The organism is Streptomyces sp. NPDC017056 (genome assembly GCF_044332485.1).
Taxonomy (GTDB): domain Bacteria; phylum Actinomycetota; class Actinomycetes; order Streptomycetales; family Streptomycetaceae; genus Streptomyces.
In genome coordinates this window covers 198,416-220,825 of sequence record NZ_JBIRPD010000003.1, presented here as the reverse complement: position 1 = coordinate 220,825, position 22,410 = coordinate 198,416, and the positions used below count along the sequence as shown (strand labels likewise).

Annotated in this window: 27 protein-coding genes; 12 read left to right on the top strand and 15 right to left on the bottom strand. The window is 71.4% G+C overall.

The genetic code is table 11. The annotated features are described in order from the left end of the window. Positions 1–38: 38 nt before the first annotated feature. Positions 39–215, bottom strand: coding sequence for a hypothetical protein (locus ACH4OW_RS06700; RefSeq protein ID WP_360125507.1), 177 nt, complete (start codon positions 213–215; stop codon positions 39–41). Positions 216–446: 231 nt separating this feature from the next. Between ACH4OW_RS06700 and ACH4OW_RS06695 the strand changes: the two genes are divergently transcribed. Continuing rightward, positions 447–887, top strand: a complete 441-nt coding sequence (locus ACH4OW_RS06695; RefSeq protein ID WP_398025510.1) for an NUDIX domain-containing protein — start codon at positions 447–449, stop codon at positions 885–887. Here the strand turns inward: ACH4OW_RS06695 and ACH4OW_RS06690 are convergent. Then, positions 850–1,293 (bottom strand): ATP-binding protein, encoded by a 444-nt coding sequence (locus ACH4OW_RS06690; protein WP_398025508.1) that lies wholly within the window; start codon positions 1,291–1,293, stop codon positions 850–852. The genes ACH4OW_RS06695 and ACH4OW_RS06690 overlap by 38 nt on opposite strands. 161 nt (positions 1,294–1,454) lie before the next feature. Here ACH4OW_RS06690 and ACH4OW_RS06685 point away from each other — a divergent pair, with 161 nt between their 5' ends. Together ACH4OW_RS06685 and ACH4OW_RS06680 are read left to right on the top strand one after the other, a co-directional pair. Then, on the top strand, positions 1,455–2,330 hold the full coding sequence (locus tag ACH4OW_RS06685; protein ID WP_398025506.1) for a helix-turn-helix domain-containing protein: 876 nt from the start codon (positions 1,455–1,457) through the stop codon (positions 2,328–2,330). Between the two features lie 4 nt (positions 2,331–2,334). Continuing rightward, the gene (locus tag ACH4OW_RS06680) at positions 2,335–2,547 is read left to right on the top strand and encodes a DUF397 domain-containing protein (protein ID WP_398025504.1); all 213 of its coding nucleotides are present in this window, start codon (positions 2,335–2,337) and stop codon (positions 2,545–2,547) included. Between the two features lie 23 nt (positions 2,548–2,570). Here the strand turns inward: ACH4OW_RS06680 and ACH4OW_RS06675 are convergent, their stop codons facing one another. Together ACH4OW_RS06675 and ACH4OW_RS06670 are read right to left on the bottom strand one after the other, a co-directional pair. Beyond that, on the bottom strand, positions 2,571–2,834 hold the full coding sequence (locus tag ACH4OW_RS06675; protein ID WP_398025502.1) for a hypothetical protein: 264 nt from the start codon (positions 2,832–2,834) through the stop codon (positions 2,571–2,573). Then, positions 2,827–3,186 (bottom strand): hypothetical protein, encoded by a 360-nt coding sequence (locus tag ACH4OW_RS06670; RefSeq protein ID WP_398025500.1) that lies wholly within the window; start codon positions 3,184–3,186, stop codon positions 2,827–2,829. The genes ACH4OW_RS06675 and ACH4OW_RS06670 overlap by 8 nt, the downstream gene beginning before the upstream one ends. Positions 3,187–3,374: 188 nt before the next feature. Here ACH4OW_RS06670 and ACH4OW_RS06665 point away from each other — a divergent pair, with 188 nt between their 5' ends. After that, positions 3,375–3,671, top strand: coding sequence for a hypothetical protein (locus tag ACH4OW_RS06665; RefSeq protein WP_360136875.1), 297 nt, complete (start codon positions 3,375–3,377; stop codon positions 3,669–3,671). Positions 3,672–3,735: 64 nt separating this feature from the next. Here the strand turns inward: ACH4OW_RS06665 and ACH4OW_RS06660 are convergent, their stop codons facing one another. Beyond that, a complete protein-coding gene (locus ACH4OW_RS06660) occupies positions 3,736–4,467 on the bottom strand; it encodes a TetR/AcrR family transcriptional regulator (RefSeq protein WP_398025497.1) in 732 nt (243 codons plus the stop codon). A gap of 154 nt (positions 4,468–4,621) precedes the next feature. Here ACH4OW_RS06660 and ACH4OW_RS06655 point away from each other — a divergent pair, with 154 nt between their 5' ends. Further along, the gene (locus ACH4OW_RS06655; protein WP_398025495.1) at positions 4,622–5,596 is read left to right on the top strand and encodes an NAD-dependent epimerase/dehydratase family protein; all 975 of its coding nucleotides are present in this window, start codon (positions 4,622–4,624) and stop codon (positions 5,594–5,596) included. Positions 5,597–5,599: 3 nt separating this feature from the next. Here the strand turns inward: ACH4OW_RS06655 and ACH4OW_RS06650 are convergent, their stop codons facing one another. Then, positions 5,600–6,985, bottom strand: a complete 1,386-nt coding sequence (locus ACH4OW_RS06650) for an MFS transporter (RefSeq protein WP_398025493.1) — start codon at positions 6,983–6,985, stop codon at positions 5,600–5,602. Further along, a complete protein-coding gene (locus tag ACH4OW_RS06645) occupies positions 6,982–7,581 on the bottom strand; it encodes a TetR/AcrR family transcriptional regulator (protein WP_398025490.1) in 600 nt (199 codons plus the stop codon). The genes ACH4OW_RS06650 and ACH4OW_RS06645 overlap by 4 nt, the downstream gene beginning before the upstream one ends. A gap of 209 nt (positions 7,582–7,790) precedes the next feature. Here ACH4OW_RS06645 and ACH4OW_RS06640 point away from each other — a divergent pair, with 209 nt between their 5' ends. The 4 genes from ACH4OW_RS06640 to ACH4OW_RS06625 all read left to right on the top strand — a co-directional run bounded on the left by ACH4OW_RS06640 (position 7,791) and on the right by ACH4OW_RS06625 (position 13,291). Further along, positions 7,791–9,176 carry a UDP-glucose dehydrogenase family protein gene (locus ACH4OW_RS06640; RefSeq protein WP_398025488.1) on the top strand — a complete coding sequence of 462 codons (1,386 nt, stop codon included), beginning with the start codon at positions 7,791–7,793 and terminating at the stop codon, positions 9,174–9,176. Positions 9,177–9,342: 166 nt separating this feature from the next. Further along, positions 9,343–11,019 (top strand): MFS transporter, encoded by a 1,677-nt coding sequence (locus ACH4OW_RS06635; RefSeq protein WP_398025486.1) that lies wholly within the window; start codon positions 9,343–9,345, stop codon positions 11,017–11,019. A gap of 176 nt (positions 11,020–11,195) precedes the next feature. Further along, positions 11,196–11,921 (top strand): GntR family transcriptional regulator, encoded by a 726-nt coding sequence (locus ACH4OW_RS06630; RefSeq protein ID WP_398025484.1) that lies wholly within the window; start codon positions 11,196–11,198, stop codon positions 11,919–11,921. Positions 11,922–12,037: 116 nt separating this feature from the next. After that, positions 12,038–13,291 carry an MFS transporter gene (locus ACH4OW_RS06625; RefSeq protein ID WP_360136999.1) on the top strand — a complete coding sequence of 418 codons (1,254 nt, stop codon included), beginning with the start codon at positions 12,038–12,040 and terminating at the stop codon, positions 13,289–13,291. A gap of 44 nt (positions 13,292–13,335) precedes the next feature. On the opposite strand, the gene ACH4OW_RS06620 is transcribed toward ACH4OW_RS06625, so the two are convergent. After that, positions 13,336–14,160 (bottom strand): maleylpyruvate isomerase family mycothiol-dependent enzyme, encoded by an 825-nt coding sequence (locus ACH4OW_RS06620; RefSeq protein ID WP_360136883.1) that lies wholly within the window; start codon positions 14,158–14,160, stop codon positions 13,336–13,338. A 144-nt stretch (positions 14,161–14,304) separates the two neighbouring features. Between ACH4OW_RS06620 and ACH4OW_RS06615 the strand changes: the two genes are divergently transcribed. Then, positions 14,305–15,093: a carbon-nitrogen family hydrolase gene (locus ACH4OW_RS06615; protein ID WP_398025482.1), complete on the top strand. Its 789-nt coding sequence runs from the start codon at positions 14,305–14,307 to the stop codon at positions 15,091–15,093. A gap of 20 nt (positions 15,094–15,113) precedes the next feature. On the opposite strand, the gene ACH4OW_RS06610 is transcribed toward ACH4OW_RS06615, so the two are convergent. Further along, the gene (locus ACH4OW_RS06610; protein ID WP_360136885.1) at positions 15,114–15,608 is read right to left on the bottom strand and encodes an LURP-one-related family protein; all 495 of its coding nucleotides are present in this window, start codon (positions 15,606–15,608) and stop codon (positions 15,114–15,116) included. Between the two features lie 134 nt (positions 15,609–15,742). Here ACH4OW_RS06610 and ACH4OW_RS06605 point away from each other — a divergent pair, with 134 nt between their 5' ends. Together ACH4OW_RS06605 and ACH4OW_RS06600 are read left to right on the top strand one after the other, a co-directional pair. Then, positions 15,743–15,931, top strand: coding sequence for a hypothetical protein (locus tag ACH4OW_RS06605; RefSeq protein WP_360136886.1), 189 nt, complete (start codon positions 15,743–15,745; stop codon positions 15,929–15,931). A 107-nt stretch (positions 15,932–16,038) separates the two neighbouring features. After that, positions 16,039–17,886 carry an NHL domain-containing thioredoxin family protein gene (locus ACH4OW_RS06600; protein WP_398025479.1) on the top strand — a complete coding sequence of 616 codons (1,848 nt, stop codon included), beginning with the start codon at positions 16,039–16,041 and terminating at the stop codon, positions 17,884–17,886. A 59-nt stretch (positions 17,887–17,945) separates the two neighbouring features. On the opposite strand, the gene ACH4OW_RS06595 is transcribed toward ACH4OW_RS06600, so the two are convergent. The 6 genes from ACH4OW_RS06595 to ACH4OW_RS06570 all read right to left on the bottom strand — a co-directional run bounded on the left by ACH4OW_RS06595 (position 17,946) and on the right by ACH4OW_RS06570 (position 22,248). Next, a complete protein-coding gene (locus ACH4OW_RS06595; RefSeq protein ID WP_360136888.1) occupies positions 17,946–18,608 on the bottom strand; it encodes a DUF4232 domain-containing protein in 663 nt (220 codons plus the stop codon). A 154-nt stretch (positions 18,609–18,762) separates the two neighbouring features. Further along, positions 18,763–19,272 carry a Scr1 family TA system antitoxin-like transcriptional regulator gene (locus tag ACH4OW_RS06590; protein ID WP_398025477.1) on the bottom strand — a complete coding sequence of 170 codons (510 nt, stop codon included), beginning with the start codon at positions 19,270–19,272 and terminating at the stop codon, positions 18,763–18,765. Between the two features lie 84 nt (positions 19,273–19,356). Next, the gene (locus ACH4OW_RS06585; RefSeq protein WP_398025475.1) at positions 19,357–20,106 is read right to left on the bottom strand and encodes a class I SAM-dependent DNA methyltransferase; all 750 of its coding nucleotides are present in this window, start codon (positions 20,104–20,106) and stop codon (positions 19,357–19,359) included. Between the two features lie 76 nt (positions 20,107–20,182). Continuing rightward, complete coding sequence (locus tag ACH4OW_RS06580; protein WP_360136891.1) at positions 20,183–20,413, bottom strand: DUF6458 family protein; 231 nt, start codon at positions 20,411–20,413, stop codon at positions 20,183–20,185. A 117-nt stretch (positions 20,414–20,530) separates the two neighbouring features. Further along, positions 20,531–21,238, bottom strand: a complete 708-nt coding sequence (locus tag ACH4OW_RS06575; protein WP_398025472.1) for a DUF4232 domain-containing protein — start codon at positions 21,236–21,238, stop codon at positions 20,531–20,533. Between the two features lie 83 nt (positions 21,239–21,321). Continuing rightward, positions 21,322–22,248, bottom strand: a complete 927-nt coding sequence (locus tag ACH4OW_RS06570) for a hypothetical protein (RefSeq protein WP_398025470.1) — start codon at positions 22,246–22,248, stop codon at positions 21,322–21,324. Positions 22,249–22,410: the final 162 nt, after the last annotated feature.

Sequence of the window (22,410 nt, the reverse complement as noted above, 5' to 3'; positions counted from 1 at the left end):
CAACCGGCACGGGCCGCCCTCGCGCATTCACACGTCCGTCAGCCCCGGATGATCTCCACAGCGCGGCTGAGGTGCCCCACAGGCCCGCCCGGCGCCGTGTGGTCGGCCTGGGCGGCGCCCTTCGTCAGCGCGATCCCGCCCCACAGCGCGGCCACGAGCAGTGCGACCATGACGCTGGTACGGGCACGTCGGCCGGCGTTCGTCCTGGGCTGCATGGTGGTCTCCCCTTGCGTACGGTTCGGAGCCTGGGTGCCGGCCCCTCCCTTCCATTACTCCACGGAAAATCGCCGATTCCGTACGCGCCAGGTACAGACTCACGTCCGCCTTAAGTCGGACACCCGGTACATCCTTCGGCAGATCGCCGAGCCCGCGAGGGGCCCGTCCGGCGGGGGCGGGCGCTCCAAATGGAGTTGCCTCCTCCCCTCCCCCTCCCTACCGTCGACCCGGTGACCAGCCAAACAATCACCAGCCCCGTCCGCCCGGCGCCCCTGCACTCAGTCGGCTGGCTGCACCTACAGAACGGCCGCCTGCTCAGCGTCCGTACGCGCGGCAACGACACGTTCTACCTCCCCGGCGGCAAGTACGAACCGGGCGAAACCGCCCCCGAGGCGCTCTCCCGCGAGCTGTCGGAAGAACTCGGCCTGACCGTCCCCGCGGACGACCTCCGCGAAGCCTTCGTCATCCACGCCACGGCCCACGGCGTAAACGCCGGACGCCCTCTCCACATGACCTGCTTCACCGGCGGCCCGCAGGCCATCGCTCCGGTGCCCGGCCGCGAGATCGCGGAGTACGCCTGGTTCGACCGCCACGAAGCGCGCGAACGCTGCGCCCCGGCGCACATGCAGGTGGTCAACCGCCTGATCGAGCAGGGCCGCATGCCCGCGTAACGGCGCGCACCTCTAGCTGCACCTCGGCCCACACGGTCTTCCCGACGGTCCGGTGCTCCGTCCCCCACCGGTCGGCGAGCCCATCGATGAGTACGAGCCCGTGCCCCGACGTCGAGACCACCCCACGCCTCTTCCGCGGCAAGCGCTCCCCGCGTGGATCACTCACCTCGACCCGCAACAGGGATGGCTCCATCTCCAGCCGCACCCTGAACAGCCGCCCCCTAAGCGACCCATGCAGCAGTGCGTTGGTAGCCAACTCCGAAACGATCAGCGCCGCATCCCCGGCAACCTCCGCCTGCCCCCACTCCGCCACCAGCCGAGCCGCCCGCCGCCGAGCAAGCGAGACGCTGCGCGCGGTGGGCGTGTAGTCGAGCGTGTCCACGTACGTGAGTTGGGGAACGGGCATGGCTGATCGCCTCCGTTGGATGGCCAACTGTGCGCTGTAGCAGCGCGAGTGGGGACGACTGTAGGGGAACTTGGGCTCTGAGACTGACGTCGCGGGGAACATATTCCCCGCAAGGGTGAAGGTCATCGACGAATGCGTGCAGCACAGGCAAGACTGTTCCGGTGAACCGTTCAGAGCAGGGAAACCGAGCTTCGACCGTGTTGGGTCGGCGGCTCGGAGGGCAGCTCCTGCTGCTCCGTGACGCGGCGGGCAAGACGCAACAAGAGGCCGCCCAAGTCCTCAGCGCAACAGCTACAAAGATCGTGAAGATGGAGCGCGGATGGGTCCCGGTGAGGGATCCGGACATTCGTGCGTTGTGTGCGTTCTACGGGCAGGATGGCCACGAAGTAGTGAACACCCTCCTGAGCCTGGCGCGGCTGGACCGAGAGCGCCGCAAAGCGAAGGGTTGGTGGAACCAGTATCCGGTCTTGCGTTCGCAGGCCGAATACTTCGCGCTGGAGGACATCGCGACATCGATGAGGACCTGGCAGCTGACGACAGTTCCGGGCCTGCTCCAGACACCGGACTATGCACGGGCATTGGTTGTGGGAAATGGCGCTTGGCGCAACCTGGCGGAGATCGAGGCGTTCGTAGAAGCGAGGATGGCACGCCAGGCTCGACTGGGAGGGGACGCGCCTCTGCACGTGTGGGCTGTCGTTCAGGAAAATGTGCTGAGGCAACTGGTCGGCGGACGCGTTGTTATGCGCGGCCAGCTGGAGCACCTGCTGGACATGGCCCGGCTGCCTCACGTGGAGATCCAAGTCCTGCCGTATTCGGCAGGTGCTCACCCTGGCATGACCAGTGCCTTCAGCGTGGTCTCGTTCGCCGAAGCGGGAGCGCTCGACGTGGTGCGTGCAGATACCGTCTCGACGTCACTGTGGTTGGAGAGCGAGACTGATGCTGCACAGCACCTTGCCATTTTCGATCGCATCACGCACATGGGGCTGGCACAAAGTAACTCCACGCGGTTGATCGAGAGCATCCTCAAGGAGACGTAGGGCCGTGGGCCAGTTTCTGTACGTGAAGTCCAGCCACAGCGGTGGGGAGCCGCATGCGGAATGCGTCGAGGTGGCGGTCAACGTACCCGCAGCCGTGGCGGTGCGGGATTCCAAGCAGCCGTCGGGGCCTGTCTTGCTCTTCGGCGACCGCGAGTGGTTGGCCTTCCGGGCCGCCGTGGTCGACGGACAGATACGCGCGGGGTCGCTCACCGCGTGACGCGTTCTCCCGGCGGGGTGACGTCAGTAGGGTGACACGGTGACCTGGAGGATGTAGACGCACTGGTGACGCGGTACGACCTGGTGGGTGAACATGCCGCCGGCGATGATCTCCTCGCCGAGCTTCGGGGACGCGCCTTGATAGAGCGTGCCGTCGAGGTACTGGGCGGCGGCTGCCCGGACCAGTTCGTCGGCTGTCTCTTCGATTCGGGCGATGAGCCCCAGATCGTCGATGCCGCCGATGACGTGGTTCGCGGTGGGGTCGTACTCCCAGCGCCACTCAGCCACCGGTCACCGCGCGACGGGCTTCGTTGTGCACGTCGCGGATCTCGTCCATGGCGGCCCGCCACTCCGGGGCGGTGCGGTCGAGGGTGTGCACGAGGTGTTGCGCGGCTTCCATGCGTTGGTCGAGGTCGCGGCGCCGCTTCATTTCGATGACGGTCGCCCACTTGAGCTGGAAGCCCTTGATCGGTTCGAACGACCCCGTCTCCGTGGCCCGGGTGAACTGGACATCGCGGTCGGCCAGCATCTCGGGCACCCGTGTGGGAGCGACCCGGGCGAGCGCGGCACGCAGGCTGGGAAAGGACAGGTCCGGGCGGGGGACCAGTTCCTCAGGCGGTTCTTCGGGTTGGGCACTCATGCCGCTGCCCTCTCCTTCGTGCCGGGGTGCTGGCCGGGGTGGTGCCGTGCCTTTGCATCCTATGGCGGCTCGCGAGGTGCGCGCTGCTGAAGCGTGCCGACGGGTTCGTGTACACCGTGGGGCACGCATGCCGCTTGCGATCTCGGGCAGGCGGGCCCGGCACGGATGGGCTTTGAGAGGAGTGTGTGATGCGTAGTAAGTGGGCTCAGCGGGCGGCTTTGGCGGCTAGTGGTGTGGTTGTGGCGGGGGCGTTGCCGCTTGTGGTGGCGGGTCCGGCGCAGGCGATGTCGTGGGACTGTCAGCAGTATCTGCGGCATGCGGGCTACAACGTGCCCATCGGCGGCAAGGCCGCCAACGCGTGTTCGACCGCTGAGGACGGTGCGGGTTCGGCGTACTCGCTCGACCTGTGCAGGCAGCAGTTGGAGGCGTTGCACGTCAAGGACAAGCATGTGAAGCCTGCTTGTAAGAAGGGCGCTTGGCGGTAGGGAAGCGGCTGCCGCACAGACAGGTGGAGGGCCCGGCGCGCGTCGCCGGGCCCTTTCGTGTGGGTCAGGTGCTGGAAGGGAGGCCCACCGCGTCGGCGAGGGCGCCGATGTCGAGGGTGAGGAGGGTGGCGGGGTCGTGGCCCATGCCCTTGTAGCTGCCCTGGACTTCGAGGCTGACGATGCCGTGGGTGCGGGTCCAGGCGAGCACGGTGGCGGCGAGGGCGGGGACCGGGTCGGCCACGGGGGCGTAGGCGGCGGCCCAGGTGGCGACCTCGGGGGTGGACGCGATCCAGGCGCGTACTTCGTCGTACAGGGGCTCGGCGGCCGGCCATGGGCTGCCCGCGCTGAGGACGGCGATGAAGGGGCCGAGGACGGCGCGGGCGCTTTCGGCGGTGTGGTCGGGGGCCTCGTACGTCGCGGAGGGGGTGCCCGCGAGGAGCAGGTAGCGGTGGGGCTGGGCGACGGCCCAGTCGCGGAACGCGTGGGCGAGGGCGAGGAGGCGGTCGCGGGGTGAGCGGTCGGCGGTGCGGTGCGCGGCCGTGCGGATGGCTTCGGCGGCGTCTTCGTATCCGTCGCTGATAAGGGCCGTGAGCAGGTCGTCGCGGTTGCGGAAGTACTTGTAGAGGGCGGGGCCCGACATGCCCAGGGTTTTGGCGATGGCGTTGATGCTGAGCGCGTCGATGCCGCCGTCGGCGATCTGTGCCAGGGCGGCCTGCTTGACCTCTTGCTGGACTTGGGCCCGGTACCGCTCGCGCGGTGTGGAGGGGGTGGGTGCCGAGGGTGTGGTTGGCGGCATGAGGGCGGCTCCGTCGGAGGGCTGGTGGGGTCTCTTCTGAGAGAGCCAGGGTATCGGCTGTAGATTTGGTTAGAGGGTGTAGCTATAGTGAGGGGTGTTAGGAGGCGCCGCCGCGCGGCGGTGTTCCGCGTTACTTCGAATGCTGGGGGTTCGCATGTCTGCTGGTACGTCGTCCCGTCCGCTGCACGTCGTCCTGGGTACCGGCCCGGCCGGGACCACGCTCGCCGAGGAACTGCTGCGGCAGGGCCACCGGGTGCGGACCGTCGACCGCGCGGGCCGGAGCCGGCTGCCCGGTGCGGAGGCCGTGGCCGCCGACCTCGGGTCGCCGGACGCCGCGCGGCGGGCGGTGGCCGGGGCCGAGGTGGTCTACCACTGCGTGAACGTCGCCTACGAGCTCCAGGTCGAGGTGATGCCAGCGCTCCAGAAGGTGATCGTGGACGCCGTGGCGGCGGTGGGCGCCCGGCTGGTGGTGATGGACACCCTGTACCCGTACGGCCCGTCCGGCGGCGTGCCGCTGACCGAGGACACCCCGTGGCGGGCCACTTCCCGCAAGGGCCGGATGCGGGCGCAGCTGGACGCGGCGTACCTGGCGGCTCACGAGGCGGGCCGGCTGCCGGTCGTGCTGGCCCGTGCGGCCGACTTCTACGGGCCGCGGGTGCTCAACTCGACGCTGGGCGCGGCGGTCTTCCCGGCGGCGCTGACCGGCGGCACGGTCCTGGCCCTCGGCGGCCTGGACGTGCCGCACAGCTTCACGCACATCGGGGACGTCGCCCGCGGCCTGGCCAGGCTCGGCCAGGAGCCGGACGCGTTCGGGCTGGCCTGGCACCTGCCGACGGCTGCCGCGCCGACCGTGCGGGAGGTGCTGGACCTCGTACGGGAGCACGCCGGGGTGGCGTTCGGTACGGAGGTGCTGGCGGAGCCGCGGGCCTGGGGGCCGTTCGACGACGCCTTCATGGCGGAGTACGCCGAGCTGTTCTACCAGCACACCGAGGCGCAGGAGATGGTCTCGGACGCGTTCGAGCGGCGCTTCGACATGGCGCCCACTCCGCTGCCCGACGGGATCGGCGAGACCGTCGGCTGGTACCGCGGCTGGCTCGCTGAGCAGGGCGTGGTGGGCAGCGCGGCCTGATGGTCAGGGCGCGGGGTGGCGGCTCGGCAGGCGGAGGGCCAGGAGGACGCCGACGGCCGCCGCGGCCGCGAGAGCCGTCAGGGTGGGGCCCATGGCGGAGACGAAGGACGGCCCGGTCGCCTGTGGCCCGCCCCCGGTGCACGCCGTCATCAGCATGGTCGCCGCGGCGACGCCCAGCGTCGGGCCGATGTTCAGCGCGGTCTGCTGGAGGCCGCCGGCGACCCCGGCGGTGTGTACGGACGCCTGGTGCACGATCGCGGCCGTCGCGGTGACCATCACGGTGCCGAACCCGGCGCCGAGGAGGAGGAAGCAGCCGCCGACGGCCACGGCGCCGGATGTCTCGTCGAGGCGGGACATCAGGAGGACGCCGAGGGCGACCAGGGCCGCGCCGGTCGCGGTCGTACGGCGGGTGCCGAGGCGGCGCGTCAGGGCGGCCGAGGCCGGGGCGCAGAGGATCATCATCGCGGCCAGCGGCAGGGTTTCCAGGCCGCTGCGGAACGGGTCGAGCGCCAGCACGCCCTGGAGGTAGTACGTGCCGAGGAACAGCGCGCCGAACAGGGCCGCCGACACGGTGACCAGGATGCCGAGGGCCGGGGCGACGACCGGGGAGCGGAGCACGTCCGGTGGGATCAGCGGGCTCGCGGTGCGTCGCTCGTGGCGTACGAAGGCGGCGCCGGCCGCCACGGCGGCGGCCAGGCCGAGCACGGTGACCGGCGTCCAGCCGCCCTCCGGCACCCCGACGAGGGTGTTGACCAGGCCGCTCAGGGCCACCGCGAACAGGCAGGCGCCGGGCAGGTCGAGCCGTACGGCGGGCGGCGGGTCGTGCGGCGCCGGTATCCGTACGGCGAGTGCCAGTGCGCACGCGGCCAGCGCGGGGGCGACGTTGAGGAAGAAGACCGCGCGCCAGCCCAGGTGGGCGGCGAGTGCGCCGCCGAGCACCGGGCCGGCCGCGACCGCCAGTCCGATGGCGCTGGTGCGCAGCGCGATGGGCGTTCCGAGCCGGTCGCGCGGGTAGACGGCGCGCAGCATGCCGAGGGTGGCCGGTTGCAGGAGGGCGCCGAACGCCCCCTGTGCTACGCGGAGTCCGATGACCCAGCGGATGTCGGGCGCCAGGCCGATGCCCGCCGACGTGGCGGCGAAGCCGAGCACGCCCAGGGCGAAGGTCCGCCGGTGGCCGTAGCGGTCGCCGAGGCGGCCCGCGAAGACGAGGAGGCTGGCCACGGCGATCAGGTAGCCCGTGCCCGCCCACTGGACCTGTACGAACGTGGCGTCCAGGTCCTCTTGGACGGTGGGTTGCGCGACGGTCAGCACGGTGCCGTCCAGGGCGACGATCACCGCTCCGGTGATGCTGCTGACGAGTGTGCGGCGCTGGAGCCGGCGCGTACTCACCGGGGCTCCGGGCCCAGGTGCGCGTCGAGCGCGGCGCGCAGCAGCGGTTCGGCGTCGTCGACTCCCGTAGCGAGCTGGAGGCTGCCCCAGGCCCTCAGTTGGGCGATGCCGTGCAGATTCGCCCACAGTGCTCCCGCGACGACCGCGGGCTCGGCGGCGGGGCGGGGCCTCACCTGGGCGATCAGGTCCACGAGGGTGCCGAAGAGCGGCAGGCTCGTCTCCCTCAGGCCGAGGTGGCCGCTCTCCAGCAGGTCGTGGCGGAACATCAGCTCGAACATGCCGGGGTGGGTGCGGGCGAAGCCGAGGTAGGTGCGGGACAGGGCCTGTAGGGCGGCGCGTGCGTCAGAGGCGTCGGCGACCGCTTCGGCGGCCCGGTCCGAAAGGTCGGCGAATCCCTGCCGGGCGATGGCGGACAGCAGGGAGAGGTGGGTCGGGAAGTAGCGGCGCGGGGCGCCGTGCGACACGCCTGCGCGGCGGGCGATCTCACGGAGGGTCAGCGCCTGTACGCCTTCGCTCGCGACGAGTTCGGCTCCGGCGGTCACCAGTCGGTGGCGGAGGCTCTCTTCTGCTTGCTGCGGCTCGTCCTGTCGATGCATAGACACTGTCTACCAGGAGACGTAGACAGTGTCTACCAGTGGCGTAGACACTGTCTATCGGCAGGTCGGGCAGCGTCGGCGAGCTAGGGGAGGGTGTCTCCGGCTGCGCCCGCGGACCGTGCCGCGCAGACTTGGTTCAATTGCCTCGTAACGGGGCGAACCCCGTAACGGGCTCATCACATCAGCAGGACCGAAGGGGCTGATTGGTGATGCGAGTCGCGGTCATAGGACAGGGATACGTGGGCTTGACCGGAGCGGTCGCCCTTACCCACCAGGGTCATCAGGTCACCGGAATAGAACAGGATCCGGACCGGTTGCGCGCGCTGCGTGAGGGCCGGGCGCCGGTGTTCGAGCCGGGGCTGCCGGAGCAGCTGACGGCCGCCGGAGCCACCGGCAGGCTCCGCTTCACCGACTCCGTCACGGAAAGCCACCGGCGGACGCCGTTCGACATCGTGCTCGTCACCGTCGGCACGCCGCCGTCGGCCGACGGGTCGGCCGATCTGACGCAGGTGGACGCCGTGTTGGAGGAGGTCCTGCGGTTGCTGCCCGCGCCGTGCGTGGTGCTGAAATCCACCGTGCCGCCGGGCACCAGCGCCATGCTCGCCGAGACGCACCCCGGGCTGCGCGAACGCTTCGCGTACAACCCGGAGTTCCTCAACCAGGGCAGCGCGCTGGAGGACTGGGCCGTGCCCGCCAGGATCGTGGCCGGCACGTGGAGCGAGAGCGGGCTGGAGGCGCTGCGGGAGCTGTACGCGGGCGTGTCGGCGCCCTGGGTGGCGACCACGCCCTCCGGCGCCGAGATGATCAAGTACGCGAGCAACGCCTTCCTCGCCACGAAGATCAGCTTCGCGAACGAGGTGGCCGGGATGTGCTGCGGCCCCGACATCGACATCGACCACGTGATGCAGGGCGTCGGCTTCGACCCCCGTATCGGCCACGCCTTCCTCCAGCCGGGCCTGGGGTACGGCGACTCCTGCCTGCCCAAGGACACCAACGCGCTGGCCCACTGGGCGGGCACCGAGGGCCTGGCGACGCCGTTGCTGCGCGCCACCATCGCCGTCAACGACGCGCAGGCCGGGCTGGCCATCCAGATCCTGCGCACCGAACTGGGCGCCGGGCTCGGGGACGGGCCGGGCGACGACCTGGCCGACGGCCTGGCCGACGCGGAGATCGCCGTGCTCGGCGTGCGGTACGAACCCTGGAGCGACGACCTGCGCGCCGCCCCCAGTCGTACGGTGGTCCCCGCGCTGCTCGGCCAGGGGGCCCGGGTCCGGGTGTGGGACCCCGGCACCGACACCGGCACCACCGCGGGACTCTTCCCCGGCGCCCGCGCGGCCGCGAGCCTGCCCGACGCGGTCGAGGGGGCGCACGCCGCCGTCGTGCTGACCGAATGGCCGCAGGCGATCGAGGCGGACTGGCGGGGGCTGGCCGCCCTGCTCGACGAACCGCGCCTGGTCATCGACGGCAAGAACTGCCTCAGCCCCGAGCAGATGCACGACCTGCCGGTCCGGTACCGCAGCGTCGGCACCCGGCTGCCTCCCTCGGCCGTCCACAGCGGCGCGAGCCGCCGGGCCGATCCCCGTATGGAGGCATGACAGGCCCGGCAGCGGGCCCGGTAGTGGGCGGTACGCCCCCGCTCCTGACCCCGGCCCTCTCCCCCCACCCCTCTCCCAGACCGGTGAATCTCGGGACATATGTGGCCGTTGTGGGTACGGACACAGGGACACAGCGGTCGGTTGCCACGGCGAGGAGAGCGTTCCGGTGAATCAGCCACCCACGCTGGACGAGCCGCCTGCGGACGAAACTCCCCCGGAGGCGGCTCTTCCGGAACCGTCGGCGTGGGCCCCGATGCGCCGCCGGATGTTCCGTGCCCTGTGGACCGCCCAGCTCGCGGCCAACATGGGCACCTGGATGCAGACGGTCGGCGCCCAGTGGCTGATGGGCGACCTCGGCGGCGGAGCGCTGGAGGTGGCCCTCGTCCAGACGGCCACCACCCTGCCGGTCTTCGCGCTGGTGGTGCCCGCCGGCGCGCTGGGCGACATCCTCGACCAGCGGCGCCTGCTCCTCGGCGGCCAGCTGCTGATGTTCCTCGGCGCGGCCGGCCTCGCCCTGGTCACGGGCGCCGACGCGGTGACCCCGGCCCTGCTGCTCGGCCTGACCGCGCTGATGGGTGTCGGCGAGGCATTCTGCATCTCCTCCTTCCAGGCCATCCAGCCCGAGCTGGTCAGCAAGGACGAGATCCACCAGGCGGCGCTGCTCAACAGTGCCAACGGCAACGTCGCGCGGGCCGCGGGCCCGGCCATCGGCGGCCTGCTCATCTCCGCCGCCGGCCCCGCCGCCACCTTCGGGATCAACGCGCTGTCCTTCCTGGGCGTCATGATCGTGCTCTACGCGTGGCGGCGGCCCGCCACGCACCGGCCGCTGGGCTCGGAGCACGTGCGCGGCGCGATCCGCGCGGGCGCCCGTTACGTACGCAGGGCGCCCCAGTTCGGGGCGGTCCTCGGCCGCTCGGGGCTGTTCATGCTCTTCGCGGGCGGGCTGTGGGCGCTGCTCCCGGCGATCGCCCGCGGTCCGCTGGGGATGAGCGCCGGGGGTTACGGACTGCTGCTGGGCTGTGTCGGCGTGGGCGCCGTGGCGGGAGCCCTCGCGCTGCCGGCGATCCGGTCCCGTACGACGACGAACGGCCTGGTGAGCGTCGCCATGGTGCTGTACGCGGCCACCATGGCCGTGATCGGCCTGGTGTCGTCGCCGGTCGTCGCGGCGGCCGCGCTGATCGTCTCGGGCCTGGCCTGGGTGGCGGTGCTGTCGACCCTGTCGGCCTCGGCGCAGATCCTGCTGCCCGTCTGGGCACGCACCCGCGCGCTCGCCTACTACCAGCTGGTCTTCATGGGCGGCCAGGCGCTGGGCGGGGTGGGCTGGGGCCTGGTGGCCGACTGGTTCGGCGTACAGGCCGCGTTCGTGATCGCGGGTATCGGGCTGGTCCTGGCGACGGCCGTGGGCACGCGGCTGATGCCGATGCCGGCGGGCCGGATCGACATGGAGCACGTGCAGCACTGGCCCGAGGCGGAGAGCATGCAGACGCCGGGCCGCAACATCGGCCCGGTGCTGGTCATCGTCGAGTGGCGGGTGGACCGGGCCGATGCGGAGGCGTTCATCCGGGCCATGCGGCCGGTCGGCCAGGCCAGGCGGCGGACCGGGGCGACCCTGTGGGGCCTGTTCGAGGACATGGACGATCCGACGGTCTTCCTGGAGACGTTCACCGTCGTCTCCGAGCGGGAGCACCTGCGCCAGCACCTGGAGCGCGGGACCAAGGAGGACCAAGAGCTCGAAGCGCGGGCCCGCAGCCTGATCAAGCCGGGCAGCGCGCCGCGCGTACGGCACCTGATCTGGGCGTACGCGCTGGACCGCACCGAGGAGCTGTCGGCCCACCAGCACTGAGCGGCCGGGGGCACCGGGCCCGGAAGACACCGGATCCGGGGGCGCCGGGCCGGGGGCGACAGCAGCCCGCGCCCCACCCCGCGCCCCCACCTCGCGCCCCATGCGCCCCACCCCGCTCCCGTCCGCATCCCGGACCGCCCTGACTGACGCATACGTGTTGTATCTATGCTGTGCACATGCCATCAGCAGCCGCTCCGGTCACCTCTGCCCCGGACTCACCACGCACCACAGCCGCCACCGGCGCCGCCACCACGACGACGCCCGCCAAGACCCCGCCCGCCGCCGAGCGCGTCTACGCCTACGTCAAGCAAGCCGTACTGGAGCGGCGCTACGAAGGCGGCATGCTGCTCACCGAAGGCGAGCTGGCCGAGGCCGTCGGCGTGTCGCGCACGCCCGTGCGGGAGGCCCTGCTGCGCCTTGAGGTCGAGGGGCTGATGAAGCTCTACCCGAAGAAGGGCGCCATGGTCCTGCCGGTCTCCGCCCAGGAGATCGCGGACGTCGTGGAGACCCGGCTGCTGGTCGAGGAGCACGCGGCGCGCAAGGCCGTGCCGGCCGGCCCGGCGCTCCTCGCCGAGTTGGAGGAGCAGCTCGCGAAGATGAAGGAGCTGGCCGCGGCCGGCGACCTCGCCGCCGTGTCCGTCGCCGACCGCTGCTTCCACGCGGCGATCGTGCGCAGCGCGGGCAACCAGATCCTGGACCGGCTGTACGAGCAGCTGCGGGACCGGCAGCTGCGGATGGGCGTCGCCGTGATGCACGCCAACCCGGACCGGATCGCGAAGAACATCGCGGAACACGGCGAGATCCTGGAAGCGCTGCGCGCCGGGGACGCGGCGGCGGCCACCGACGCCGTGCACCGGCACGTCAGCTGGGTGCGGAACCTGGCACAGGGAGACGTCCGATGAGCGGCGGGTCCGGAGGGCGGGACGTGAACGGCGGGACCGGAGGGCGGGACCTGGGCGGCGGGTCAGCGGGCCGGGGCGCCCTGCTGCCCGGCGACCCGCCCGGCGGCCGCAGAGCCATGGCCGTCTGGGGCATCGGCGTCGCCGTCTACTTCGTGGCGATCACCTACCGTACGAGCCTGGGCGTGGCGGGCCTGGACGCGGCGGAACGTTTCCACATCAACGCCTCCGCGCTCTCCACCTTCTCCATCCTCCAGCTGCTCGTTTACGCGGGCATGCAGATACCCGTCGGCCTGATGGTCGACCGGCTCGGCACCAAGAAGGTGCTGATCCTGGGCGTCGTGCTGTACACCGTCGGCCAGTTCGGCTTCGCGCTGTCGCAGTCGTACGCCATGGCGCTGGGCTCGCGGGCCCTGCTCGGCTGCGGTGACGCGCTGACGTTCATCAGCGTGCTGCGGCTGGGCGCGCGCTGGTTCCCGGCCCGCCGGGGCCCGCTGATAGCCCAGATCGCCGCCCTCATCGGCATGGCGGGCAACCTCGTCTCGACTCTCGTCCTGGCCCGCCTCCTGCACACCTTCGGCTGGACGCCGACCTTCGCGGCCAGCGCGCTCGGCGGCATCGCCGTCCTCGCCCTGGTGCTGGCCTTCCTCAAGGACCACCCGGAGGGTTACGAGCCCGCCCCGGCGCCCGCCACACACACCGGTGCCGCCTTCGTCCGCCGTCAAATAGCCGACGCCTGGCGCGAGCCGGGCACCCGGCTGGGCATGTGGGTGCACTTCACCACCCAGTTCCCGGCGATGGTCTTCCTGCTGCTGTGGGGCCTGCCGTTCCTCGTCGAAGCCCAGGGCCTGACGCGCGGTGAGGCGGGCGAACTGCTCACCCTCGTCGTCCTGTCGAACATGGCCGTCGGCCTCGTGTACGGGCAGGTCATCGCCCGCCACCACGCCGCCCGCGCGCCGCTGGCGCTCGGCACCGTCGCCGCCACCGCACTGCTGTGGGCGGTCACGCTGGCCTGGCCGGCCGACCACGCGCCCGTATGGCTGCTGATCGTCCTGTGCGCCGTGCTCGGCGCCTGCGGCCCCGCCTCGATGATCGGCTTCGACTTCGCCCGCCCGGCCAACCCGCCGGAGCGCCAGGGCACCGCCTCCGGCATCGTCAACATGGGCGGCTTCACCGCTTCGATGACGACGCTGCTGGCGATCGGCGTCCTGCTGGACGCCACCGGCGACAACTACCGGATCGCGTTCGTCTCCGTCTTCGTCCTGGAGGCGCTGGGCGTGGCACAGATCCTGCGGCTGCGCGGGCAGGCGCACCGCAGGGAGCGGGAGCGGCTGGTGACCAGCCGGGTCGAGGCGGTGCACGTACCGGTGTGAGGGACCGGGCGGGGGCGGGTCCCGGCGGACGTGCGGCGCGGGCCCTACGGCGTGATCGCGAAGTGTGCGAGGACCGCCTCGGCCAGCGCCCGGTCGCCGTCGATCTTCACCTGCTCGGCGACGGCGGCCGGCCGCACCCGGCCGCAGGCCAGCCGCCAGAACGTCTCCCAGTCCATCGAGAACGTCACGGCCGGGCCGAGCGAGACGCTCGCGTCCACCGTGCCGTTGCCGTGGGCGTCCACCCGCACCGTCCGCATGAACTCCAGCGGGCCGCTGACGTCGAAGACGACGGCCGAATCGGCGGGCGCGCCCGCGTCCTTGGCGACCACCTTCGGCAGCGCGAGCAGCAGCAGGTCGCGGGTGAGCTGCGCGCCGGGGGAGTCGAGGTTGCCGGGGGCGTTCAGCGCGTGCCGCAGGTCCTGTTCGTGGACCCAGACGTCGAACGCCCGCTGCCGCAGGGCGTACGCGAGCGTGCGCTCCTCGCCGAGCGGGGTACGCAGCACCGTCTCGGGGTCACGGGTCTCGTTGCGCAGCGACCGCGCCCGGCGGATGACCATGTACTCCAGCTCGGCGGTCATCTCGGGCCCTGTGTGGTGCCGCCGTACGTCCACCTGGAGTTCCATGCGGCGGGCGAATTCGGTGCGCACATGGTAGAGGTCGCGCGGCAGCGAATGGATGGGCCTGGGGTCGCCGAGCATCTCGCTCTCCAGGCCGATGATGTGCGACACGATGTCGCGGACGGACCACCCCGGGAGGTCCGTCGGCCTGTTCCACTCCCCTTCGACGAGTGGTGTGACCAGCTCGGATATCGCTTCGATGGAGTGCGTCCAGGCGTCGATGTAGGGCTGCAGGCTGGGATGGACGGTCACGGGACCCCTCGGACGGTTCGTACGCGGGCTGCTGTCTGTGCAGTTAAGTTACGCTGCGCACGGGCACCCCGGCAGTGCTTTCGGGTGACCATCGTAGGTCGATTTTTGACGGCGTACCGGCTCGAATGCTTAGGCGGTGGTACTGTGCGCGCTTCACTGATCCAGATGGATGTGGACACGGAAGAACCAGTCAATTCGCGGCGGCAGCGCGCTGCTTCGCTGGTGCGCGAGCGGGCGGACAGCGATCTGGTGGTGCTGCCCGAGCTGTGGCCCGTGGGCGCCTTCGCGTTCGAGTCGTTCGCCGACGAGGCGGAGCCGTTCGAAGGGCCCACGCACCAGGCGATGTCGCAGGCCGCCCGGAACGCCGGGGTCTGGCTGCACGCCGGCTCCTTCGTCGAACGCGCCGCCGACGGCACGCTCTACAACACCTCGCTGGTCTTCGCCCCGGACGGGCAGCTCGCCGGCTCCTACCGGAAGATCCACCGCTTCGGCTTCGACAAGGGCGAGGCGGTCCTGCTGGGAGCGGGCGAGAAGCTGGCCACCGTGCCGCTGCCCGAGACCACGCTGGGCCTGGCGACCTGCTACGACCTGCGCTTCCCCGAGCTGTTCCGGCAGTTGGTGGACGCGGGCGCGCAGACGCTCGTCATCCCGGCGGGCTGGCCGGCCCGCCGCCGCGCGCACTGGTCCCTGCTGGCCCGCGCCCGCGCGGTGGAGAACCAGAGCTACGTCCTGGCCTGCGGCACCGCGGGCACGAACGGCGGCGTCGAGCAGGCGGGCCACAGCGTCGTCGTCGACCCGTGGGGCGAGGTCCTGGCGGAGGCGGGGCCGTACGAGGAGGTGCTGACCGTGGAGCTGGATCCGGCCAAGGTGAGCAAGACCCGCGCGGACTTCCCGGCCCTGCGCGACCGGGTGCTGGGCCTGGACGTTCCGTAACGGCGTGCGGGACGCCGCGCTCAGTCCTCCCCCCTTTCCCGCTCCGCGAGCCGGATCACGCTCACCGCCACGGCGATGAGCAGCGACGGGTCGGCGTCCTCCCGCACCACGTGCACCGCGTAGGTGTCCCGCACGGACAGCCACCGGCGCGAGATGTCCGCCAGCAGTTCGCCGTCGTACTCGACGGCGAACTCGCGGTCCAGGATTTTGCCGCTGACGTCCAGCTCGGTGCCGTCCACCAGCTCCACGCGGTAGTGGTTGCGCAGCAGCGACAGCCGCTTGCGCCGGATGGTGGCCAGCGGTCGGTCGTCGCGCTCGATGGTCATCGTGTCGCGCAGGGCGAGCCACTTCTTGCGGATGGTGACCAGTACGCGCCGCTCGGTGTCCTTGAGCTCGAAGGTCTCGCGCAGCCGCAGGGCCTTGCCGTCGACGAGATACACGTGCCGGCCGTGCTCGTCGTCGATCCAGTAGTCGTCTCCGATGCCGAAGATCCGGTCGTGCACGAGGAATTTCATGGCTCCCATGTTCCCGGCTGCCGCACGGCGAAGCGCCGTTTCCGGCCCCGGGACACGCCGCAGCCAGGTGACCTTGCGCCGCTCCTGCGCGGGTCCTTCGCCACCCCGGGCCGCGGCGCGCGGACGATGACCCCATGGCAGACGCGGTGACGAAACGGCGGTTCACGCCGGAGGCGGGATGCGGACGGTGCGCCCGGTTGGACGCGGCGCGCCGCCGGGCTGTGCGCGACCACGACCGCAGCGCCGAAACGGACGCCCGGGTGCTGATCAAGCTCCACATAAGCGCGGATCACGGCACGGACCTGGCCGTCGGCTGGTCGTGACGGCGTACGCGTGACGGCGTACGCGGCCGGAGCCGGCACCCGGGAGCCCGTGTCACCCGCCGTACTCCCGTGATCGCACGTTCATGCCCAAGTGGCACTCTTGAACCATGACTGACGCCGCCGCCGCACCGAACACCCCGCGCCGCACCCGTGTCCGCGCCCCCGAGCTGATCGGCAAGGGCGGTTGGCTGAACACGGGCGGCCAGGACTACACCCTCGCCGACCTGCGAGGACGCATCGTCATCCTGGATTTCTGGACGTTCTGCTGCGTGAACTGCCTGCACGTCCTGGACGAGCTGCGGGAGCTGGAGGAGCGGCACCGGGACACCGTGGTGATCATCGGGGTGCACTCGCCGAAGTTCGTCCACGAGGCCGAGCACCAGGCCGTCGTCGACGCCGTCGAGCGCTACGAGGTCGAGCACCCGGTACTGGACGACCCGGAGCTGGCCACCTGGAAGCAGTACGCGGTCCGCGCCTGGCCGACACTCGTCGTCATCGACCCCGAGGGCTATGTCGTCGCCCAGCACGCCGGCGAGGGGCACGCGCACGCCATCGAGACGCTGGTGGCGGAGCTGGAGGCCGAACACGAGGCGAAGGGCACGCTGCGGCGCGGCGACGGCCCGTACGTGCCGCCGGAGCCGGTCGCCACCGACCTGCGCTTCCCCGGCAAGGCGCTGCGCCTGCCCGAGGGCACCTTCCTGGTCTCCGACACCACCCGGCACCAGCTCGTGGAGCTGGCCGCGGACGGCGAGACCGTACTGCGCCGGATCGGCAGCGGCGAGCGCGGCCTCGGCCCTGACTCCTTCAACGAGCCGCAGGGCCTGGCGCTGCTCCCGGACGGCAAGGTCGCCGTCGCCGACACCGTCAACCACGCCATCCGCACGTTCGACCCGCAGACCGGCGAGATCGCGACCGTGGCCGGGACCGGCAAGCAGTGGTGGCAGGGCTCGGCGACCTCGGGCCCCGCCCTCGACGTCGACCTGTCCTCGCCGTGGGACGTGGCCTGGTGGCAGGACCGGCTGTGGATCGCGATGGCGGGCGTGCACCAGCTGTGGACGTACGACCCGGCCACGGAGACGGTCGAGGCGGCCGCCGGCACGACGAACGAGGGACTGGTGGACGGCCCGGCGGCGGAGGCGTGGTTCGCGCAGCCGTCCGGCCTGGCGGCGGCCGGCGACCGGCTGTGGATCGCGGACTCCGAGACCAGCGCCGTCCGCTGGCTGGACACCGGCCTCGTCGTCCACACCGCGGTCGGCACCGGCCTCTTCGACTTCGGCCACCGCGACGGCGACGCGGAGCAGGCACTGCTCCAGCACCCGCTGGGCGTCACCGCGCTGCCCGACGGCTCGGTCGCCGTCTCCGACACGTACAACCACGCGCTGCGCCGCTACGACCCGGAGACCGGCCAGGTCACCACGCTCGCCACCGACCTGCGCGAGCCCTCGGACGCGGTGCTCGTCGGCGGCGAGGGGTCCGGCGACCCGGACATCGTCGTGATCGAGTCGGCGCGCCACCGGCTGACCCGGCTGCGGCTGCCCGAGGAGGCCGTACGGGTCGAGTCCGTCGCGCACCGCACGCAGCGCGCGGCGACCGAGGTCGGCCCCGGCAAGCTCCGCCTGGACGTCATCTTCCAGGCCCCCGCCGGCCAGAAGCTGGACCTCCGGTACGGCCCGTCCACACGCCTCCTGGTCAGCTCGACCCCGCCCGAACTGCTGGCCTCCGGCGACGGCGCGGACACCGACCTCAACCGCGATCTCGTCCTCGCGGACGGCGTGACGGAGGGCGTACTGCACGTCTCCGCCATGGCGGCTTCCTGCGACGACGACCCGGCGATCGAGTACCCGGCCTGCCATGTGCACCAGCAGGACTGGGGCGTGCCGGTGCGGGTCGTGGACGGCGGCACGGACCGGCTGGCGCTGGTGCTGGCGGGCATGGACGAGGCGGGCGGCGAGTAACGGGGGCCGGGGCTCGGGGCGCCCCGCCGAGGGACGCCCCTGATCTCGGCCCGCTTCCCTTACCCCTTCGGCTTCGTGAAGCTCTCCGCCCGGTTGAGCGTCTTGTGCCAGTAGGTGACCTGCGTGGCGCCGACGGCGAGCGGCGCGGTCGGGAAGGCGACGCGCTGCGGTGGGCCCTTCGGGGCGCCGTTCAGGTCGCTGCCGCTGAACTCGATCGTCGCGTACGTTTTCTTGGGACCGCTGCCCTTCTGGGCGGCGTTGCCGGTCGGAATGCTCGCCCAGATCGTGCCCTTGGGAGCCACGGTCTCCACGTCGCCACCGACCGCGTTGCTGCCCTTCAGCAGCGGCAGCGGGTCCTTCGCGCTGCCGAAACGGACCAGCGGGTGGTTGTAGACCAGGCAGGAGCGGGTGCTGCTGGTGTTGACGGCCTTGATCACGACATGGTCGTTCGGCGTGTGCGAATAGATGTCGAAGCGGAACATCCCCGGGCCGCACGCCCGCGCACCACGCGAACCGGCCACCGCACCGGCGCCCGCACCCGCTGCCGCGCCACCGCCGATGATCTTCTTTTTCTTGCTCTTGGACGACGACTCCGACGACGACTTCTTCGAAGTTTTGCTGCTCTTCGAATTCCCGGAGCATCCGGTCAGAGCGAGCGATCCGGCCATCGCGACGGCCAGCGCCGCATATGCGGTGGAGTGGCGGGAGCGGCGTGCGGTCATGGGGTCCCCCAGTGATGTCACTGCGATCGGTACGACGAGTGCGGCGGTGGTGCGTGTGGCGGTGTCATGGCAGAGCCACCATAGCGAGTGGAGCGCGGGACGCCAGTGCCGTCCCATTCGGCACCAGATCTCCACACGCCGCCTGTACGTGTCCTCAGTGACGCGTATCGCCGACCAAGTTGGCTTTTATGCGCACGAGAAGGTCGCGGAACGCATGGGGCCCGGGCGTGATGGTGCGAGTGATGTCGTCGCATTCACGGAGTGCCACGGCTGTGTCCATGATGGTGATCTCTATGCAGGCGTTGCCGGAAGATTCGGAGAACGAGGACTTGAGCCACTGGACCTGGGCCAAGGCGATACCTCTCAAATCTGCTTGATGATATCGAGGATGAGGTCCCGCGACTTCTTCGAATTCAACGCCACCTGTTCGACCACGTCCAGACGGCGCCGAAAGTTGCCAAGGTGGGTCGGTGGGTCGAAAAAAGATGAAGAGGTCGAACAGCGCCCGGGCGTGGTCCTCGGTCTGGAACAGGCCGGGGATGTGCACCGTTTGCAGCGTCCGCAAGCTCGTCGCATGGTGCTCGAACTCCGCGACGTCCAGGAAGTCCGGTGGGATCTTGCCCCGGTACTCGTCCCACCAGCCCTTCGAACGGCCGCCGGTCACCGCAGCGTCACTTCGTTCGGTGTCGATCCGTACGGCACGTACGTCCCGTACCCCTTCGCGCCCCGCATGGAGGTGCCCCATGCACTACGCGCCGACGGGCAGCCGGTACACGGATACGTGCGAGCCGGACTCGGCGGTGAACTCGCTGCCCCGCCAGTCGGCGTGTCTGGTTTCCAGTTCGAAGCCGGCCAGTTGGGCCATGAGGTCGAGTTCGGCGGGCCAGATGTAGCGGTGTGGGCTGCGGGCCAGGCGGGCCTGGCCGTCTTCGGTGTAGCGGAAGTGGTGGGAGACGAGGTGTTGGATGAGGGGGTCGTAGGTGTCCAGGCCGATGTAGTCGGTGTCGGTCTTCCAGACCGTGGCCTGTTGGCCGGGCGGGAGCTTTCTCAGCGCGGGAACCCCCAGCTCGATGACGAACCGGCCGCCCGGAGCCAGGTGGCGGGCGGCGTTGCGGAAGCAGGTGACCTGTTCGGCCTGGGTGAGCAGGTTGGAGATGGTGTTGAAGACGAGGTAGACGAGTTGGAAAGAGCCGGGCAGGCCGGCGGTTGCGGTTGCCATGTCGCCGACGGTGACGGGGATCGTCGTCTCGTCCGCCTTCGTACGCAGTTGGTCGAGCATCGGCTGTGACAGCTCGATGCCGGTGACCGGAACCCCGCGTTCCGCGAGCGGTACGGCCACGCGGCCGGTGCCGATGGCGAATTCGAGCGCGCGGCCTCCGCCCGCGAGTTCCGCGAGGCGGTCCACGGCCGGGTCCAGCACCTCCGGTGCGAACATGCCCGTACCGGGCGTGTCGTAGCTCAAGGCGGTGGCCACGTCCCAGAGTTCGTCCTGTCGCATGCCCATCACGATGCACAAGCGGCCAGGGGGTTGTCGACGGGTTATTTGCGAGGTGCCAGGCGCCAGCCGCCGGGCGTCAGTCGTCGTAGTGCATGCGGTGGGTCTCCTCGACCACCGGGGCCGCGGGGCTCGGCGGCTGCATGCGGCGGCGCTTGAAGATGCTGACGTAGGCCGCGATGCCGATGACGCCCACGGCCATGAGGATCAGGCCGACCAGGTGGACGTTGACTCCGGCCATGTGCCAGTCCACCGCGAAGGTCAGGATGCCCCCCACCGCGAGTAGACCGATGCACCATCCGATGCCCATGGTTCTGCCTCCGTACGCAATTGGATGTTCCGGGCCGGTCGTTGACCGGGTACCCGGGGGCGGAGGCGCCAATCGCGTGTCATCGGCGGCGGGGCGCGGTGGGGCGGCAGCGGGTGGTCAGGGGCGGAGCGCGCGGCCCGGGTCGTGCTGCCAGTAGGTGGTGCGGGCGCCGTCGCCGAGGTGGTAGCCGCCGGGCAGCCGTACGTGCGCGCGGGGGCCGGGGACGCCGTGGCCTTCGCGGTCGGTGAAGCCGACGGACAGGGAGCGCGCCTCGCGGCCGGTGCCGGTGGTGGACAGGCTGAGGGTCGCGTACGCGGTGGCGCCGGGGGCGAGGGTGAGCGGCGCGCGGGGTGCCTGCTGCTTGGCGTACGGGGTGACGGCCGAGTCCGAGTCGCCCGTCCGCAGCCGGGGGAAGCCGTGCAGGTCGCACACGGCGGGGGAGGTGTTGGTGACCTGGAGCAGGAGGCGGCCGGGCGGCTGGGGGAGCGGTTTGGCGGCGAGCGTCACCTTGCCGGGGTCGCAGGACGGGTGGCTGCCGCTGGCCGCCCGGTCGGTACGGGCGCCGCTGGGCATGCCCGTGCCCAGTGGCTCGTCCGAACCGCCGGAGTCCTTGCCGAAGGGATGGAAGGGCCTGGAGTCGTTGGTTTTGAGCGCTTGCTGGCCGCCGCAGGCGGTGAGGAGGCCGAACGCGGCCACCGCCGTGAGCCCGGCGGCTGCGGCTCGCAGCACGCGGGACCGGTCGTGGCGCGTGCCGCGGGGACCGCCGCCGTCACGGCTGTGGTCGCGGCGGGCGGTGGCGGCCTCCGTAACGGTGTGGTGCGGCATGGGGTCTCCCGGGGTCGCTGCGGTGTCTCTGCAGGGTGCATTGACACCCTGACGTGCCCGGCTGCCGCTCGGCTAACGCTTCCCTAACGGAATCGGCACAGTGTGCCGGAGACGGTGCGGATCGCGCCGCCGGCGTTCTCGTCGTCGGTGCCGAGTACGCCCTCGCGGGAGTGCGGGAGGCAGGCGAGCGCTTCGATCTTGTGGCCGGTGTAGCGGGCTACGGGCGCGGGGGACCGGCGCACGGACAGCCGTACCGCGCCGTTGCGGTCGACCGTCACCTTGCCCGCATCGTAGACGGCGGAGTCGAAGGGGCCGTCGTCGCCGGTGTCCGAGGCCGAGGAGACGGTGAGCGCGCCGGACGGTGCCGCCTTGACGTCGCTGATGTGCCGGACGTTCGTGGCGGGGTACGGCGCGTGGAACGGGGCGGTGACCGGCGCGGAGAAGGTGTGGCGGCCGAGGTCCAGCGTGGCGGCGTGCAGGGTGCCGGGGCGGTCGTTCTCGCCCCGGTCGGCCCAGACGGCGACGAGGCGGTGCGCGCGGGAGGTGAGCGCGAAGCCCTCGTAGTTGTCGTTCTTGGTGGCGCCGGGGACGGTGAAGGTGCCGAGGACCCGGGCTGTGTCCGAGCCTGTCGTGCGCAGGTGGTAGCCCTTGCCGGAGCTGGTCAGGGCGACGTACTCGCCGGGGCGTCCGGGTATGGAGTCGAGTGCCTCCAGGTCGGCGGGGGGTTCGCCGCCCTGCCAGGCCAGCGGTCGTACCTCGGGCTTTGCGTCGGTACGCAGCCGTATCGTCGCGAGGCGGTTCTCCCCGTCGCGCTTGTTGTCGCGGACGACCAGGACGTCGGTGGCGCCTGCCCGGGAGCCCGGTGCCACGGCGATGCCGCTGATGCCGGAGGTGATGCCGTCGCCGACCTGCTGCCAGGCGGCGGGGCGCGCGGTGGCGGTCTGTGCGGCGGCGAGGGACGCCGTACAGGCGAGGGCGGCGGCCACGGCGGTGCACCTGCTTTTGATCATGCGCAGACGGTAGGGGGTATCGGGCGGGAAGGGAACAGTCCGGGAGGAGAAAGGGAACCGGGGCTTCCGGAGTGGTGTCTCCGGCCGCCCCGGCCCTCAGCGCTCGTACGGTCCGGTCGCCACCGGCTGTGTTCGTCCCTCAGCGCTCGTACGGCCTGGTCG